At 68.1% G+C, this 16536-nt stretch carries 20 protein-coding genes and 1 pseudogene; 1 reads left to right on the plus strand and 20 read right to left on the minus strand.

All coding sequences use genetic code 11. The annotated features are described in order from the left end of the window. Positions 1 to 216: 216 nt before the first annotated feature. The 20 genes and pseudogenes from AB0I81_RS30285 to AB0I81_RS30380 form a co-directional block, all read right to left on the minus strand. Complete coding sequence (locus AB0I81_RS30285; protein WP_360663304.1) at positions 217 to 900, minus strand: hypothetical protein; 684 nt, start codon at positions 898 to 900, stop codon at positions 217 to 219. Continuing rightward, positions 900 to 1445: a DUF6349 family protein gene (locus tag AB0I81_RS30290; protein ID WP_360663592.1), complete on the minus strand. Its 546-nt coding sequence runs from the start codon at positions 1443 to 1445 to the stop codon at positions 900 to 902. The genes AB0I81_RS30285 and AB0I81_RS30290 overlap by 1 nt, the downstream gene beginning before the upstream one ends. Then, complete coding sequence (locus AB0I81_RS30295) at positions 1435 to 1824, minus strand: hypothetical protein (RefSeq protein ID WP_360663306.1); 390 nt, start codon at positions 1822 to 1824, stop codon at positions 1435 to 1437. Before AB0I81_RS30295 ends, AB0I81_RS30290 begins: the two co-directional genes overlap by 11 nt. Positions 1825 to 1895: 71 nt before the next feature. Continuing rightward, entirely contained in the window at positions 1896 to 2381 is a 486-nt protein-coding gene (locus AB0I81_RS30300; protein WP_360663308.1) for a hypothetical protein, read from the minus strand. Between the two features lie 11 nt (positions 2382 to 2392). Continuing rightward, a complete protein-coding gene (locus tag AB0I81_RS30305; protein ID WP_360663310.1) occupies positions 2393 to 3169 on the minus strand; it encodes a hypothetical protein in 777 nt (258 codons plus the stop codon). Then, positions 3169 to 3633: a DNA-directed RNA polymerase subunit alpha C-terminal domain-containing protein gene (locus AB0I81_RS30310; RefSeq protein ID WP_360663312.1), complete on the minus strand. Its 465-nt coding sequence runs from the start codon at positions 3631 to 3633 to the stop codon at positions 3169 to 3171. Before AB0I81_RS30310 ends, AB0I81_RS30305 begins: the two co-directional genes overlap by 1 nt. A gap of 36 nt (positions 3634 to 3669) precedes the next feature. After that, positions 3670 to 4098: a hypothetical protein gene (locus tag AB0I81_RS30315; protein WP_360663314.1), complete on the minus strand. Its 429-nt coding sequence runs from the start codon at positions 4096 to 4098 to the stop codon at positions 3670 to 3672. Positions 4099 to 4169: 71 nt separating this feature from the next. Next, the gene (locus AB0I81_RS30320) at positions 4170 to 5807 is read right to left on the minus strand and encodes a DUF3560 domain-containing protein (RefSeq protein WP_360663316.1); all 1638 of its coding nucleotides are present in this window, start codon (positions 5805 to 5807) and stop codon (positions 4170 to 4172) included. Positions 5808 to 5876: 69 nt separating this feature from the next. Then, entirely contained in the window at positions 5877 to 6149 is a 273-nt protein-coding gene (locus AB0I81_RS30325) for a hypothetical protein (RefSeq protein WP_360663318.1), read from the minus strand. Next, positions 6146 to 6823, minus strand: coding sequence for a hypothetical protein (locus AB0I81_RS30330; protein ID WP_360663320.1), 678 nt, complete (start codon positions 6821 to 6823; stop codon positions 6146 to 6148). Before AB0I81_RS30330 ends, AB0I81_RS30325 begins: the two co-directional genes overlap by 4 nt. Then, positions 6820 to 7059 (minus strand): hypothetical protein, encoded by a 240-nt coding sequence (locus AB0I81_RS30335; RefSeq protein ID WP_360663322.1) that lies wholly within the window; start codon positions 7057 to 7059, stop codon positions 6820 to 6822. The genes AB0I81_RS30330 and AB0I81_RS30335 overlap by 4 nt, the downstream gene beginning before the upstream one ends. Next, entirely contained in the window at positions 7056 to 7742 is a 687-nt protein-coding gene (locus tag AB0I81_RS30340) for a hypothetical protein (RefSeq protein WP_360663324.1), read from the minus strand. The genes AB0I81_RS30335 and AB0I81_RS30340 overlap by 4 nt, the downstream gene beginning before the upstream one ends. Positions 7743 to 7817: 75 nt before the next feature. Beyond that, positions 7818 to 8318 carry a hypothetical protein gene (locus AB0I81_RS30345; protein ID WP_360663326.1) on the minus strand — a complete coding sequence of 167 codons (501 nt, stop codon included), beginning with the start codon at positions 8316 to 8318 and terminating at the stop codon, positions 7818 to 7820. Positions 8319 to 8371: 53 nt separating this feature from the next. Continuing rightward, positions 8372 to 8977: a vWA domain-containing protein gene (locus AB0I81_RS30350; RefSeq protein ID WP_360663328.1), complete on the minus strand. Its 606-nt coding sequence runs from the start codon at positions 8975 to 8977 to the stop codon at positions 8372 to 8374. A gap of 104 nt (positions 8978 to 9081) precedes the next feature. Further along, positions 9082 to 10515, minus strand: coding sequence for a UvrD-helicase domain-containing protein (locus AB0I81_RS30355; RefSeq protein WP_360663330.1), 1434 nt, complete (start codon positions 10513 to 10515; stop codon positions 9082 to 9084). 121 nt (positions 10516 to 10636) lie between these two features. Continuing rightward, complete coding sequence (locus AB0I81_RS30360) at positions 10637 to 11125, minus strand: hypothetical protein (RefSeq protein WP_360663332.1); 489 nt, start codon at positions 11123 to 11125, stop codon at positions 10637 to 10639. A 77-nt stretch (positions 11126 to 11202) separates the two neighbouring features. Then, on the minus strand, positions 11203 to 11814 hold the full coding sequence (locus AB0I81_RS30365) for a hypothetical protein (RefSeq protein ID WP_360663334.1): 612 nt from the start codon (positions 11812 to 11814) through the stop codon (positions 11203 to 11205). Then, the gene (locus tag AB0I81_RS30370) at positions 11811 to 12926 is read right to left on the minus strand and encodes a hypothetical protein (protein ID WP_360663336.1); all 1116 of its coding nucleotides are present in this window, start codon (positions 12924 to 12926) and stop codon (positions 11811 to 11813) included. Before AB0I81_RS30370 ends, AB0I81_RS30365 begins: the two co-directional genes overlap by 4 nt. Positions 12927 to 13211: 285 nt before the next feature. After that, on the minus strand, positions 13212 to 14789 hold the full coding sequence (locus AB0I81_RS30375) for a recombinase family protein (protein WP_360663338.1): 1578 nt from the start codon (positions 14787 to 14789) through the stop codon (positions 13212 to 13214). A gap of 28 nt (positions 14790 to 14817) precedes the next feature. After that, positions 14818 to 15126, minus strand: a pseudogene (locus AB0I81_RS30380) (ABC transporter permease); the annotation flags it as partial. Positions 15127 to 15491: 365 nt separating this feature from the next. Here AB0I81_RS30380 and AB0I81_RS30385 point away from each other — a divergent pair. Next, the gene (locus AB0I81_RS30385) at positions 15492 to 16532 is read left to right on the plus strand and encodes a LacI family DNA-binding transcriptional regulator (RefSeq protein WP_360663340.1); all 1041 of its coding nucleotides are present in this window, start codon (positions 15492 to 15494) and stop codon (positions 16530 to 16532) included. Positions 16533 to 16536 lie beyond the last annotated feature (4 nt).

A 16536-nucleotide genomic window follows, 5' to 3' on the forward strand; every position in this document is an offset into this window, starting at 1 on the left:
CTTCCTCAGGCGAGGGCCGCTACTGCTCTCGATGATCGATCGCCGAAGCGAACAGATCAATAAGGTCAATATCGGAATTCATGCCGAGTTCGTGGGGCAACGTCGATGGCCGCGGCCTGAGTACGCCAGTGGCAAGCCAGGGAACCCCTGCCTCAACTACACGAACCCTCGCAACCCACGTCCACGACCTGCGCGTAGATGCCTTCAAGCAGGGTGTCATGCCGAGCGTTCCAATCGCTCACCGCTCTTCTTCGCCCCCTGCGCCAGCGCCTCGCGCAACCGCTCCAGGGTGACGCCACGTTCCCCTCCCGGAAGTAACCGGGCGAGGACGTCCCACTCATCCAGCTGGACAATGGGGGCCACCTCGCCGACCGGCTCGACCAGCGCGGCCCGGCCATCCATGACGGCCCATGTCGCGAGCACCGGACCAGTCCCTTCGTCCTCGTCGATGTCGAGGACCTGGGCGTGCAGCCGCAGGTATGGGAACGCTACGGCGATGCGCTGCCACTCGGAGGTCAGCTGCTCCACGCTCGGGTACTTGCCGATGTTGTAGTTCGAGCAGCCGATTCGGCCGTCCCAGTCGCACCAGCCCTTCGGACCGCCGATCCATGGCGATGCGATCCGTTGGTTGCCCAGGTACTCCAGCTGTAAGACGCCCGTCCGCTTCTGCCACGCCCTCTTCGCGGCCCAACTCGCCTTCTTCGTCTCGATGTCGGCACTGAAAGGCGGGTCGACCGGCATCCCATACTCGGCGGCCACGCCCTCCACCGCCGACACCCACGCCTGGTCGTTCGGGCTCAGGAACCACGGGTCCGTACGGATCAGAATCTCGTTGGCCTGCTCGCGCGTCACCGGTTCGCCCGCGACTAGGAGGCGCGGCCACTTCGTCAGATCAGTCATCAGAACTCCAGATCAAGGGTCGGGTGAGGAAGATTGTCCCGCGATCTTCTGGGTTGGTAGTACGAGGCAGCCAGGTCGTAGCCGCCGCCCGGCGCCCTCCCCGGCACATGCCGGGAGAATCGGCTGTCGGTGCGGATGGTGACGATCGGCCCGCCGACCTCCAACCAACCGGGCGGGTACGCTCGCTTCACCTCGGCCAGCCACCGTTCATAGTTCGACTTCGGCACCTTCACCGCGGGCAGGTCACGCCAGCCGGGCCACGCATGATCGTGCGCATCCTCGACGGCATCGCCGTTCCTGGAACGCGTCTCGCCCTCCCAGTCGCAGCCGAGGCAAGCACCCCGGTAGAGCTGGTGCCACTTCGGTTCGTCGACCACCCGCGCGAGGAGGGTCGGCCGGTGCTCGGGCGCGGTGGAAGTGAAGCCGCCTTGGTCCTTCGCCCCCGGCTGCCCGAAGAAGATGGTCCACATGCCGCGTTGCTGCCCTGCAGGGGTCTGCGCGTACACGGCCTGGCGCGCGGACGCGCCCCGCGGCTCACTCCCCATCACGCTGCCCCTCTGCGAGCGACCACAGAATCACCTTCACGTTCCGCCGAAGGTCGCCTGGCTTGCCACGGGTAGCGAGCTCGCACCGTACGAGGCCGTCCCGTTCCAGACCACGCAACGCGGTCAGCACCGTCGAGGAGTACGGCTGCAGCCGAAGCGCTCTGGCGAGCTGAAACGCCGGGATCCGCAGATGCGGGTACCTACGGAAGTGCTCCAACACCTGCGGCTTGATCTCCAGGTGCAGGAAGCCGCCGCCCTGGCCCTTCCCGCGCTGGTCGACGCTGCCCTTCAGCTCATGCAGGTACCGCCAGACGGTCCGGGGATGGACGCCAATGCGCGCCCCGATCAACGCCGGATCGGTGATTCCGATGGCCAGCATCTGCGCCGCCAGTTCCTTCCGTTCGGCTCGCTGACGGACACGGGTGGCCCTGCCGGCGGCCCAGGAGTCAGTCACTGCGGCGGCCCCTGCTCCAGGTCGTCGTCGCTGTTGGTTTCGCGGTCGGCCGCCGCCGCCATGACGGCTTCGACTGCGCCATCGGCCGGCTGCAGCTGAGCTGCGGGCGGCTCCCAGTCGGGCCGGGAGGCGACCATGGCCAGATACAGCCAGTCGGGAAACATGGCCCACGACTCCGGGGCGGTTCCGAGTCTGCGTTCGGTGACGGTCATCAGGCCGGGCGACCCGTCCGTCTTCCGGTTCGGGCCGCTCAGCTCGTACCGCTCCAAGTGCCAGCCGCGCTCGCCTGTCCACACCCACCGGTAGTGGGCGTTGCGGGGGAAGAAGTCACGCTGGCCCGGTCGGACGACGGCCTCAGCGGCGGCGAACTCGTCCTCGACGATCAACGTCACCTTCGTCCGCTTGACCGTCGTCCAGCCCGCGGTTCCGGCCGGCTCCGCGTCGGCGGTCGGCGGCGGGTCGAACAGGGTGTTGTCTTCCACGTTGGTTCCTTTCACAGCAGGGCGAGTTGTTGATGTTCAGGCCGAGGCCGCGACGGCTTCTGCCACCGGGGCCAGCCGGGCGGCAACCACTGCGCGAGGTCGTAGCCGCCGTCCCACAGGTCAAGGTCGTCGTCCGGGACGTCGTCGAGGTCGAACAGGCCAGGCGGCGGGTCGTCGTCGCGGAGCAGCGCGTCACGCCAGCCGAGGATGATCGGGATCGCCCGGTCGGGCCCGGCGCGCTGCGGGAAGGTGCCGTCGACTGAGCGGGCCCAGCGGGTCCTCCGGTAGCGCAGCAAGGAGTTGACCCGTCCGACGTGCGTCCACAGGCCGATGCTGTTGGCGACGCGCCCGAGGTTTTCGGCGGCTGGCGACAGCTTCCACGACGTGGTGCCACCGACGAAGAAGCAGTCGAAGTCCTCCCAGTCCCACAGGGGGCAGAACTCCATGTAGTCCTGCGCGACCAGGGCGGCCGGGAGGCCCATGGCGCGGATCTCCTTCAGCATGTGCCGTGACCGCGCCGCCGTTGCGAACGCATTGCCCACCTCATCGGGCGCGGTCACGAACAAGCACCGGTCGGAGTGCGGCACGAACCGCTCCAGCCAACGCAGGTACTTCCGGTCGCCCGGGTACTTGCCGCTCCACACCGCGTTGTCGACGCCGAAGAGACCCTTCTCCGGCACGCCGTTGCCGGAGGCCGGGTTGAGGATCGCCCCCATCCGGCCGGCAGCGACCTGCTCTCGGATGGACGGGGTCGACGGCGGCGCGAGGTACAGCGGCTGCGGCAGCATCAGGTGTTGGCCGACTTACGCAGCGCGGCCCGCAACTCGGCGAACCTGCCCGCGCCGAGATTTCTGACTCCAGACAGCTCGTCGTCGCTGTGCCTGGCCAGGTCGCTGAGAGTGAAGATGCCCGCCCGCGCCAGCGCGTTCACGATCGCGGTGGACACCTCCAGGTCGCGGATCATGGTTTTCACCGGCCGCCAGGAGAAGCGCACCAGGTCCGCCGTGGTCGCGGTCTGGACGACGATCTGGTCCACGATCTGGTCGCGCCAGGCGCGGACCTGCGCGCCGTACTCGGCGGCCTGCTGGTGCTGGGGGCATTTGCCCGGGTTGGCCTGGTCGCAGTCGTAGCAGTCGCCCAGCCAGGGGCGTTCTTCGGCCTGGTCGGCGAAGTCGCCGAGCCGGTCGGTGATGTGGTCCCAGATGTCGCTCGTCAGGGTGACGGTCAGCATCCGGGTGGGGTCGTCAGGCATGAGGGGTCCTTCGAGGTCGTGACGAGGGGGAGGCGGTCACCTGGTCGTGCGGCCCTGACAGACGGGGCACCGGTCACGGCGATACAGGGAGCTGCAGCCGAAGCGGTGAGTGCCGTGGAGGACCAGGAGGTGCAGTTGGTAGGCGTTGATGGCGCCGCCCTGGTGCAGGGCGGACACCGAGCTGCTGTCGGGCCACGTGTGCGGCAGGAGGCAGCCGATGTAGGCGTTGCCGATCGCGGTCCAGCGCTTCCCACGGCCGACCAGCACCCCGGCCACGCGCACTTCCACGAACTCGTCGCCGAGGTCGACGTCGATGCCAACGATGGGCCGGTGATCGGACACCATGTGGCCGACGCACGGGGCGCGGCGGCCCCCGGGCCAGCCCACCCGGGCGTTGATCGCGTCGAGGACCGCGACGACCGTCTCAGGGACGGGGTCGATGCAGGGCCCGCTGTTCCAGGTCACGATGAAGCTCCTTCCGAGACAAGGCGCTGGCCGTTTTGCTTGCGTGAACGGCAAGCGCCGGGGAGAGACGGCTAACAGGGGATGACGACGATGGCCGTAGTCACCGCGATCCCGGCCGACTTGAACGCGTCAGCCGGAAGCGATGTGATCGACCCGCCCCGGTCCTCGACGAGCTGCCGGAACTCGGCCGTCGCCTTCACCTTGTTGAAAGCGACGCCGCCGCCCATGACGGCGATGAGCCGACCGCCCGGCTTCACGAACCGCAGGGCGTGGGTGACGTGCGCGATGTCCCGCCCGCGCGAGAACGGCGGGTTCATCACCACGGCGTCGTAGAGCTGCCCGTCCGGCTCGACGCTGAGGAAGTCCCGGATGCGGACGTCCCGCACCTCCTTGACGCGGCCGATGAGGATATTCGACAAGCCAAGGTCCAGCTCGACGCAGTCGACGACCGCGCCAGCCTCGACGGCGGCCGTGGCGATGTTCCCGGTTCCGGCCGAGGGTTCGAGGACGGTTTCGCCAGGCTGCAGATTGGCCAGCTCCATCAGCCGGGCCACCACAGCGGGCGGCGTCACAAACGCTTCCCGGTCCCGGCCGACCTCCATGTTGCTGGCCATGTTCGCCGCGGCCTTCAGCTTGTCGGCGTCGATTGCGGGCACCTCGAACTTCGGCTTGCCCGCCGCCGGGGGCTTCTTCTTGGACCGGTTCGTCGTGGTCATTGCCGGGCCGTTGTCGCCGTGCGGGCACTCGACTCGGCGGATGTCGGTGAACTTGACCTTGTCGGGCCAGGTGTAGTCGGACTCGACGGCGACGGTCTTCTTGTTGACCTTCACCACGGTGCGCGCCCGGATGCCCCAGTAGTGCACGACGTCGCCGACGTGCACGTTGCCCTTGTGCCACATCACGTACTCGCCCGCCTCGATCGCGGCGGCGAGTTGCGCCCGGTCGTATTCGAGCTGATTCTCCAGCTGCGCCTTGCGAGCGATCAGCCGCTCCCGATAGGGGCCATCGGCGGCGGGCTCGTGCTTCTCGATGTAGTAGAGGTTGCCCCCATAGTCGAGGTGCCTGCGCTCGTAGCCGTCCAGGTTCTTCTGAATCTGGCGCAGCTCGGCCTCAGCCGTCTCGATCCGGCGCCTGGTCACGGCCGGAGTCGCGGAGCGCCGCATCTGGGAGCCGACAGCGTTCGCGCGCTCAGCTGCGCTCTGCGCCGCGTCGTTCTCGCTGATGCTCTTCCGCATCGCCGCGTGCATGCGTTTCTGGTCAGCGCGGGCGCCGCGCTCAGAGTGGTGGCCGGGGATGATCGGCTGACCGCCCGCGAACCGCTCGCCGAGCTGCTCCGCCCGGTCGTGGGCGGCCGCCGCCGCGCCGGCGTGCCGGTCAGCTTTCCTCTCCAGCGCGTCGCGCCGGTCGTCGAGCCGGTCGGCCTTGTCCGCGAGGACCTGGGCGCGGTCGCGGAAGGTGTCGTCGATCTCGACCTCGACCTCGAACCCGGCCGCGCGCAGGGCCTTCGCTGCGGCCTCGATGGCGTACCGGTCGGCGACCTGGTCACGGCTGTTGCGCAACCCGATGCACGGCAGGCCCTGCCTGGCCATCGACGGGAAGAACCGGAAGCCGCCGTTCTCCCACTTCTTGATGATCTCGAACACGCCGTCGCCCTTGCGGGTGCCGTACACGAGGGTGCCGTCCTCGTGGGTGTGCCTGATGGTGATCATGTGCTCCTGTTTCTGGGTTGGTTGGGCGGGGCGGCGGTGGGTGGCCGCCGCCCCGGCGATGGTGAACAGCTAGGACCGCTTGAAGGTCCAGCCGGGCGGCAGGGCCACCGGCTGGCCGCAGTGCTGGCACTCGAAGCCCGCGTGTCCGGAAGTGCGGTCGTCCTCGGTGACGGACGCGCTGATAACGCGTTCCTCAGCGATGTAGACCGGGTGCTCGTCGCCGTCCGTGGTGATCTCCGCGATCGAGTCGCCGCCGCAGCCGCTGTAGGGGCAGGCCAGCGACATGCGGAGGAACACGGTCGGCGCGCTGTCGCAGGTAAGTCCGAGGGTGGGCCCGCTCACCGGGGGGTCCCGGCACCCGGGTCGTCGGCGGTGCGGCACAGGTCCTTGTGCACGTAGCTGAGCTGGAACTGGTCGGGCAGGCCCTCGATGGCGGCGGCCCGCGCCTTCACGTTCATGAACGACGTCGGGTTGCCGGTGCCGTCGCTCATGGAGCCGAGCTCCACGTCTTCGGGCAGCGGGCTGCCAGGGCGGACGACCTGCAGAATCCACGCCTGGGCCTGGACGCCGTGCTCGCACACCGGGATGCCGGTGATGGCGTGGGTGCCCTTCGGGGCCGAGAGGAACGGCAGCTGCAGCCAGGCGTCGTCCCATGGCAGGCCCATCTCGTGCGCGGTGTCGCCGATCGCGCCCTCGTACGACTCGTTGATCTCGTGCAGCGTGTAGCCGTGGCTGCTGATGTAGTCCGCGACCTTCCGCACCACGACCTGCGGCGTGATCTCTACGACCAGCACCGCGTCATCCGCGCGCCACCGCTCGGCCAGCTCGTCGAGCTTCCCGGCCGCGTAGTGACGGCCGTGCATCCACTCGCCGTACCAGGTGGGGTTGCCGATGAGGGGACGGGGCGCGTTGGCGACGGCCAGGCCCTGCGTCCGGATGGTGTGGTCATGCTCGCCCCAGCCAGGCGTACCGGCGAGGACGTACCGCTTCTCCAGCGTGATGTCGGTGGCGGTCATTGCTGAGGTCCCTTCGGGCAGTCGTGCATGAGGTGGGTGTCCATGAGGGCGTCGAGCGCCTTGACGACGCTTTCGCCGTAGCCGGGCTGGCCGCCGCTGACTCGTTCGCGGCACAGGGGACAGTTCACGGAGATCGTGAAGTTCTCCCGGTCGTGGAAGTAGCCGTGGCGGCGGGCCTGGCGGGCGATTCGGGCGCGGCCGGTCTTCGTGGCCGGATTCGGCGGGCGGGGGGTCACTCGGCGTCCTCCTCGCCGTCCTCCTCATCGAGGAGGTCCTGCGCTTCGTCAGCCGCCGCCTCGAGGACATCGAGGTCGAATCCGCCCTCGTCGCGGAGCATCTTGTCGAGCAGCTCGGCGACTTCCTCACGCGTCGGGACGGGCCCGAACACGGGCTCGTACACGGCGCACGAGTCGGGGCAGGTGCCGCCCGGGGCGGTGCCGCAGTGCTGGCACGGCTCCTTGGCCGGGACGGTGTCGCGGACGTCGAACACCCGCTCGGCGGTCCAGCCGGACCACTTGCCCTTGACGGTCTCTTCCGTCTCGCCGGTGTCCGGGTTTTCCTCTTCGACGATCTTGTTGCCCTTGCGGCGGGCTAGGACGCAAATCGGGTCCGCGTCGGGCCGGACCGCCCGGCCCTCCTTCGCCCAGAAGAGCGCCGCGTTGACGCGGAGCGCGTCGGGTCGCTGAGCCATCATGCCGAGGGCGTTGCCGAGGGTACGGTGCCCCATGACGCGGCTCGCGTACGTTCGGAACGCGTCGATCAGGGCGAAGCCGTTCGTAGCCAGGAGCTCGGCCGCGCTCTCGCGGTAGGCGATGGCGGTCGCCTTGTCCGCGCGCTTGCGTTCCGCGTACGCGGCGCGCTGTTCGGGGGTGAAGTCGGCTCGGGGCCGCTTCCGGGCTCTGCGGGTCGTGGATCCCATGGGTTGGTTGGCCTTTCTGCTAGCAACATTGCTTGCGTCATGGCGCTGGCCTGGGTGGGCCAGCGCCGGGGTGGGTCAGGTTGTGAGGGCGGGCCTCGGGCCGAACAGCTCGGTGCCCTTGGCCACGAGGTCGCTGTAGCTGTTCGCCCCGGTGAACAGGTCGAAGTCGTCGTGGTCGAGGCCAAGCAGTCGGATGGCCCTGGCCCGCGCGGAGGTGACGGTGACGCCGTACCGGTCGTAGACCTCCATGTCGTCCGGTTCAGCGATCAGAAGGTCCATCTCGCCAAGGATGGGCCTTCTGGGCGGCTCGCCATTGACGAGGAGCCCGCCGTGCTCGTCGCGGGTTACCAGCCATCGGCCGCCGCACACGTTGCTGATGTATCCGGCGAGGCACAGGACGGTGCCGCAGCGGTCCTTGCCGACGAAGTCACGCCAGGTCTCTTGCTCCCACCTGACCTCGCCGGGCACCACCTCCATGGAGGGGTTGGTGTGCGCCCACCGCACGATGAACGTGTCCATGACGTACCAGAACAGGGCCCCACCGCGCAGCGCGACGGGCTCAGTGACGATGGTCATTACAGGTCCTTCCGGTGAGGGTGGCCCCGCCCACCGGGCGGGGCCGCGAGAGGTTAGTACTGGGTGGCGTCGCGGTCGTCCTGGGTGAACCCGCCGCCGCGCGACACCAGCCGCCCGGCGCGGGTCATGGTCTCGGTGGTGCGGCGGGACGAATACGACAGCGTCGTGTCAGCGCCGATGCCGATGTCGCCGGCCGCGGCGAAGGCGTCCTGGTCCGCGCCGAGGAAGACGAACGTCCAGCCCTGGCCCTGCAGGGTTTCGATCAGGCGGCGGATCTGGCGGCGGGAGCGCCACTCCTTGGAGGCGTTCTCCCCGCCGTCGGTGAGGATGACGACGCTGACGTTGCCGGGCACGTCGCCCTCGGGCATGGCGTCGAACTGGGTGCGCATACTGGTGAGGGTCTTGCCGATGGCGTCGAGCAGAGCCGTGTCGCCGCGCGGCTGGAGAAGGTAGTCGGGAACGTCGGCCAGGGCGCGGTACTCGTACACCGGCTCGTAGCGGTCGTCAAACTGGTACAGCGACACCAGGGTTTCGCGCGGGTCGGTGGCCTGCTCAGCGAGGAACGCCCGCAGACCCCCTTCGGTGTCGGCCTTGACTCTGTACATACTGCCGGAGCGGTCCAGGATGACGGTGATGAGGTGGAGGTTCGGATTGGACATACCGTTCCCTTTCGGGTTGGTGGGACCAAGCCCGGCCAGGCGGCCGGGCTCTGTGAGGGTCCGCATCATGCAAGCAGTGTTGCTAGCGTGATTTGCGGACTGGGTTACATGTACTCGTGGATCCAGGAGAGACCGGAGTTGTCGAGCTCGTACTGTGCGCGGGTCACGGTGACGTAGGCGAGCATCGCGTCCGGGCGGGAGATCTTGCCGGGCTTGCCGTCAGAGGTGGGCTTCGGCTCGGGGAAGTCGTTGGCTACCCGAACGCGGCGCCACTCCCTGCCTTTGGCCTTGTGGCCGGTGGAGATTTCGACGTCGAAGCGGGTCTCGACGAGCTTCGACACTGTGGCCAGCACGATGTCGGGGCCGTGCTCGTCGATGAGGTTGACGAAGGGGCGCAGGTCGGAGCCCTCGTCCTCTTCGACGTAGTCCTGCAGTTCTCCCCAGTTCTTGAACGCGAACAGTTCGGGGTGGCTGCAGCTTCTCCCGTCCTTGAGTTGGATCGCCGCCTGGGCCAGCTTGCGGATCTGGTCGCCGCCGCCGACGAGGGAGACGCGGCGGCCAGCCTTCAGCTGTGCCATGACCTGCGCCATGGCGGTGCCGTTGGTGCGGCACAGGATCGCGTCGGGCTCGTCCAGTTCGGTGATGCGGGAGTTGATCTGGTCGAAGCCACGCAGCCGCAGGGGGGCGTTTAGGTACTCCAGCCACACGTTCGCTTCCTCCGCGACCGCCGCGCCGAAGCGGAAGGACTGCGACAACGTCTTGCGGACACCGTCGAACTCGGCCATGGCGTTGTCCGCGCCGCGCCACCCGTACAGCTCCTGGGAGGAGTCGCCGACAAGGACGAGTTGGGCATGCCGCTGCTGATTCACCATCTTCGCGACGGGTGGGTTGGAGTCCTGCGCCTCGTCCAACAGGATGTAGTCGTATTTGGTGAGCTGCGGGTCGGACAGGCACCAAATCTTCAGGTAGCAGTCGTGGCTGAACGGCAGTTGTCCGCGCGGGTCGAGGATGTCCTGCCATGCCTTCTGCGCGAGGAACGGGATCTCGGCGGCGAGGGTCTGCCTTGTCTCAGGGTCGTCGAGGCCGGGGATGCGCGGCACCGGCTGGGAGAGGATGTTGGTGCGGGCAGAGCGGGTGAACGCGCCGACCGTGGCCATGACGATGCGGGCGACGTGGGCCGGGGGGATGATGGTGGTCGGCGTGTAGATGGGGTTGTTGATTTTCGTCAGCTTGGCGACGTCTTCCGACTTCATGCGGGCCGCGTTGAGCCGGTGGGCGTACCGGCGGCCGACTGCTCCGAACGCCAGGGCGTGCGAGGTCTTGCAGGTGACGGAGTTGGGAAACGACTTCTGCGCCTCCACCGCGATGGCTTTGTTGTAGGCGATGTACAGGCCGCGCCTCCTGGGGACCGCGCGCGCCGCCATCTTGAGCACGGACGTCTTGCCGCAGCCGGCCCCGGCCTCGATGACGAGGTTCTTGTCGCCGGGGGTGAAGGTCTCAACGACGTCGGACTGCTCAAGGGTGGGCTTCGGTGCCATGATCGGTGTCTCCTCGGGGGATGCCATGCTGTTAGCTGTAGTGCTAGCAGGAATGGCCGGGTTGGGTTGGTTGGAGCGGGCTCGGCGGTGGGTGGCCGCCGGGCCGGAGGGCGTTGTGGGGTTAGCCGGTCTGGTTGGCGTACAGCGCGGCCTTGATCGTGGTGTTGTTGACCATGGCGTGGTTGATGGCGTCGCGGGCCATGCCGCGCGGCCATCCGCACTCGTGCAGCAGAACGAGGAACGCTTCGGTGAGCGCTTCGGCGACGGTGTCGGCTTGAAGTGTGGTGGCCAGGCGCAGTGCGGCAAGGATGCTTTCAGCGAGCGTGACGTTGGTAGGAGGCTCTATCGCCGTTGCGGGGGGTGTGGTGATGGCCATGCGTTCCTTTCTGCTTGCGTGTTGGTTCCGGTGCAGGTGCGGGTTGTTGCGGTGTGGTGGTGGCGGGGTGCCGCCATCCGGCGTTTCGCCGCGTTTCTGCAGGTCAAGTTGTGTTTTGCTGAGATCATCTTGGCACAAGTTCGTTTCGTTTGCAAAACGACCTCTTGACATGGGCGAACGCACGTCCGAGAGGGCCCCTAAGCCCCCAGGAAGCGCCACGAGCCCCACCAACATGCGACACACAATCAGAAGCGCTCACGCGCGATTCTGGCCCCACTTAGACGCAAGCTGAAGCGCTCGCGCCAGCACGCTTACAAGCCAACATCGGGCGAATCCGACCCTGATCGCCGCGCTGCACGCTCCCACCTTGCGCGACGCACCGCCCGGAGCCGAGCTTCCTCGCTCGCATCCACCACCGGCTCAGGATCGGGCTCCCACTCCTCCCCCACCACGCCCGCCGCCAACGCGACAGCCGCAGCCTCATCCAACCGGCGCCACCGCTCCCTATCCTCACGCGTCCCCCGCTTCGGTGCGCGCTTGGCCAGAGGCTCCGCAGCGGCAGGAAGGACCTCCGCTACGATCTTCCTCGCGCGCGCGGCAGCGGCCATAGGATCCGGCGCCGTCCGTTGCAGGGCCTCGGCCCGCGCCGCGCGCGCCAGCGTCTGAGCCCGCATCCTCGCCGAGTTGGCGCGGGCGAGTTGCTGCGACCGCGACAGGATCGGCCGCATCGACTCGTCCATCCAGAGCTGCAGCCGTGCCTTGGCCACCTCCCACCGCATCGGGTCGCCCCACACCATCTGGGCACCGTCCGGCGAGTTGTTGAGCGCGTGCAGCACGTCCGCATGGGTCCACCCGGCAGCGAAGAAGCGGCCGGCCAGGTCCAGCAGATGCGCGGGCACCTGCGGCGGTGGGATGCCCGTCACGCGCCCTCCTTGAGTCGCGCGTGCAGCGCCACCCGGGCGGCCAGGTACTCCGCAGGCGGGGTGCGCCGCTCGGTCAACTCAACCACGGGCGCAGCCTCGCCGACCGCCTCGGGGCCGGGGTCGTGGACACCCCAAGCGGCGACGAGGCGACGAGCTTGGGCCCGCCACATCGCATCCTCGGCGTCCTGGGCCTGCTGCGACGCGGACCGGACCAGCAGCGTGCCGTCAGCGTCGACCCACAGGCTCACCCGGTGACGGATACGGGCTCGCAGGCCCCGCTTCCGCTCAACCGTGCCCGCCAGGCGGCCGGGGTCGAGGTTGCCCCAGTGCTGCCCGTCCGGCATCCGGTTCAGCGCGTGCTCCACGTCGGCGACGGTGAACCCAGCAACGAACAGGGGACGCAGCAGCGACCGCAGGTCCTTCGCCGACAGGACGCCGAGCGTCAGCCGGTTGTCCTGGCGCAGCCGTTCGCACGCCGCGATCTGCTCTCTCTTGCTGCCAGGCGTTGCGTGGCGTGGCCACGAGGCGGTCGGGCCCGTGGTTTCAGAGTGGACGCGTGCGCCCGCGTATGGGAGAGATCCTCCCAAAGAGAAACCCTGAACAGCGGGGGTGCAAACATGATCCACATGCCCGCTGACGTGGGAAAACGTAGGACGCTCAGCGAGGGTTTCGCATGGCCAGGGGATCTCTTCCGCTTCTTCGAGTTCGGCCACCTCGAGCTCGTCGATGTCGTCGGCCAGCAGCTCGGCCGGGATGGTGAGGGCGTACTCGGCGGCGAGGTTGCCTAAGCCGTCATCTTTACGGCCCCACAGGCTGCCGGGCCTGGTGCTCGGGGTGGAGCCGGTGGCGATGGTGATGAGCAGCTGCTGGTCGCGCAGCCACGCGAGGAGGTAGGCGATGGTGCGGCGGGACACGCCGACTTCTTCGGCGAGCACGTCCCAGGTCGCGCCGCGCTTGGGCGCGGTCATCATGGTGGCGTCCGTGCGGGTGGCGAGCTGCCACGCCAGGCGCATGAGGTTGCGGTGCCGTTGGCTGTTGCAGTGGGCGCGGGCGAGGTAATCCACCGCGTCGAGCCACACGGCGCGGGTGGGTGCAAGTTTCTGCCCATCCATGGGGATGGGTGTGATGGGGGTATGCGCCGACGTGCGCCGACGCGCCCCAACTTCGGTTTTTTCGCAAACCGACGACAGGCGTGTTATCGTCTACTCCAAGCAAGAGGCCCCCACGGGGGCACCGCGAGGCATCCCACTCACAGCCGGCCAAAGCACAGAGCAGGGATGCAATCGCGCGAAGTGGTTACTTCAAGAGCGGCCCGCACTGCGGGCCGTTTTCTTATTGAGCCGATAGCTCTCCTTCAGGCGAAGATCGCCAGATCATCCCACATTCCTCGGTTTCGGCTACGTCCGGTATCGGCTGGGTAGTTCCAGCTGCCTCGTCTCCCCCCACGCCGAGTGAACGACGATCCATGCCTTCGTACGGTCCTGCCGGTACACGTCCACGTGGTCGATCACTTCCGCCAGGATGTTTCGCAGCTGAGCCGCCGGCAGACTGTCCCACTCTTGGATGAGTCCTTCGATGACGGGCACGTAGTCCACCGGGTCGCTCGGCTTTGACGGGTCCTCGAACTCAGCGAGCCGGTCCAAGATCTCTTGGCGTTTGCTGAGCAGCTTGTCACGCACCGGTTCGTAGGACGATTGCGGGATCACGTCGTTGATGAGCAGTTCGGTCTGCCGTTGAAGTGCCTTGTCGATCCGCTCCAGCTCAAGGCGCAGCACCTCCGACTGGGATTCCTCGATCGCCGGGACCTCAAGATCGGCTATCGCGGCAGCAGCCTCAATGTCTGGCAGCCACTCGACGAGCACCTGTTGCACCGCCTCGTCGACGAAACGCATCTGCACATGTCGGGTACCGCACGGTGTGACGTTGTAGAGCTTCTTGCGTCGCATCGATCCGCACTCCCATGCTCGGCGCGCGTTCTTGCCGTAGTGCGACGGGTACATGGGGCCGGTGCAGTGGCCGCACCTCAGCAGTTTCGAAAGCGGGTAGACAGCATTTCTGGCACGCGGTGGCAGCGCCGCGGCTATCTTCCGGTTCTTCCTGTAGGTCTCCCACGTCTCCATGCTGATCACGGCCTCGTGAGCGCCAGGAAAATACGTTTTGTTTGCGCAGTTCTGCGGCTTGCCGCACCGACACTCACGGTTGTGGATACAGATCAGACCGGCTGCAAAACCCTTGTCCATGACTCGCCTCATCTCGTTCGGCTTGAACGGGAGGCCCGTCGTCGTCCGCGCGCCGCGCGCGTTCGCCCACTCGGCGACACGAGTGAAGTTCCGGTGGGTGTTCCACTTGTGGTAGCAGTCCGCGATGATGCCAGCCATACCGCTCGCGTGATCGGGCTCGTAGCGCTCGGGACCATCCTCGGGCGCAGCGATGGTCCTGTCGTGCTGGAGCGGATGAGGAACCCGGCCGCGCCTGATGTACCCGAAGTGGTTGCGGCCCATCGGAGGAAGTCCCCGGGCAAGGCGGTTCTGGAATGCCTCGGCCCACTGCTCACCGGCCCGGTCGGATTCGAACGCTGCCAGCTCGAACAGCATGCCGCGAGTGAGCCTGCCAACCGCTGTACGGGCGTCGACCTCTTCGGTTGCACTGACCAGTTCACCGCCGGCCTTCTCGACACGGGCGAGGTTCAGCTGGTTGCCAGTCCGGTTGCGTCCGAAGCGGCTGTACTTCCAGACGAGGATCGCCTTAGCCTTAGCTTCTTCGACATCAGCGATCACCTTCATGATCTTCCGCTGGAAGGTTCTGCCGGAGACGTCCAGATCCTCGACCCACTCGATGATCCGGTAGCCACGGCGGCGGGCTAACTCTTTGATCGCGGTCTGCTGGATGTCGGGGGAGATCTTCTCTTCCTGCATCATGCTGACGCGGATGTAGCCGACGGCAGGGATCAAGTCCTGACTTGGGAGGATACGCACGAGGACACGTTACTCATTTGTGCGCAGTGCGCCACAGGATGGCGATGGAGACGCTGCCGGCCAGCAGCGAGGGCAGGTAGTAGACGGAGCGGTAGAAGCTGAGCCCGCGTACGCCGCGGTTGAGCAGCAGGGCCAGCGCCAGGGCCAGGACGAGCTGGACGGGCACCGACACGAACACGTAGACGAAGGTGACCAGCAGCGACTTGTGCAGCCGCGGGTCGGCGAGCATCTCGCGGTAGTTGTCCAGGCCCAGCCACTGCGGCGGCTTGAGCAGGGTGTACTCGGTGAAGGACAGGTAGAGCGAGGCCAGGATCGGCCCGACGGTGAAGACGGCCATGCCGATGAACCACGGCGTCAGGAACAGGTAGCCGATCCGGTCCTGGGGCGGGCCGCCGGTCCTGGCGGGGCGGCGCTGCTCGGCGGCGGGAGATGCTGGAGGCGGGGGGACGATGGTGTCGGGGGGATCCAAACGTTTGCTCATCCATCACCCTTCGCGGTCGCGCTGAGCCGCACACGACCGGGACGATCAGGGGCACAAGCCGCGAACGGCCGGTGAGTAACCAGTTTCTAACATCGCGCACATCGAGTGTCAACGGTGGGTTAGCAAACGAATGACCTGGGTAAACATCGGAGCGCCAGCTGGCGGCAAACGGTTGTGACCGCAGGTGAGAAACCGGTATCTCCAAGCGGGAGGAGTGGCCCATGAGCGCCGCGGAGCGGGGCGAGCAGGCGCCGTTAACGGGGCGGCGGGGGCCCAGGCCGGCCGGTCAGGCCACGATCAGCCGGGTCGCCGAGGCCGCCGGGGTGTCGCGGGCGACCGTCTCACGGGTCATGAACGGCTCCACCAGCGTCAACCCCGAACTGGCCGCCCGTGTACGCGCCGCCGCGCTGGAGCTGGACTACGAGCCGAGCGCCGCCGCCCGCAGGCTCGCGCTCGGCCTCACCGGCACCGTCGCGCTGGTCGTCCCCGACCTGTCCAACCCGCTGTTCCAGAGCGTGCTGCGGGGGCTGAGCCGGGCCGCCGGACAGGCGGGCCGCCAGCTCCTGGTGGCCGAGTCCGACGAGGACCCCGAGGAGGAGGTGATCCTGGCTCTGGAGGCGCGCCGCAACGCCGACGGGCTCGTGCTGGCCTCGCCCCGCGCTACTGACGAGCGGCTGCGCGCGCTCGGCGACAGGCTCGCGCCGCTCGTGCTGGTCTACCGGGAGGTCCCCGGGCTGGACGCGCCGTCGTTGTCGATCGACAACGCCGCCGGCATCGCGCAGGTCGTCACCCATCTGACCGGGCTCGGCCACCGCCATCTGGCCTACCTCGCGGGGCCGCCGGGCAGCGCGGGCAACGCCGAACGGCTGGCCGCGCTGCGCGCCATCCCCGATCTGGACCTGACCGTGCTGCCCGGCGGGTCGATGTTCGAGCACGGGCACGCCGCCGCGGGGGCGGTGGTGGAGTGCGGCGCCGGCGCCGTGGTGGGCTTCAACGACATGGTGGCCTCCGGCGTGCTGACCGGGCTGCGCGAGCTGGGCGTGCCGGTGCCGGGCCGGGTCTCGGTCACCGGCTTCGACGACATCCCGTTCGCCCGCTACACCACACCGCCGCTGACCACGGTGTCCATCCCGCAGGGCGAGCTGGGGCGGCGGGCGTGGGAGCGGCTGTGGTCGCTGATGAACGGCGAGGACGGCGGCTACAACGTGCGTTACCAGCCCCGGCTGCTGGTGCGCGGCAGCACGGGGCCCGCCCCCTCCTGAGAGC

The sequence above is a fragment of the Nonomuraea sp. NPDC050404 genome (assembly GCF_040655495.1).
GTDB lineage: Bacteria > Actinomycetota > Actinomycetes > Streptosporangiales > Streptosporangiaceae > Nonomuraea.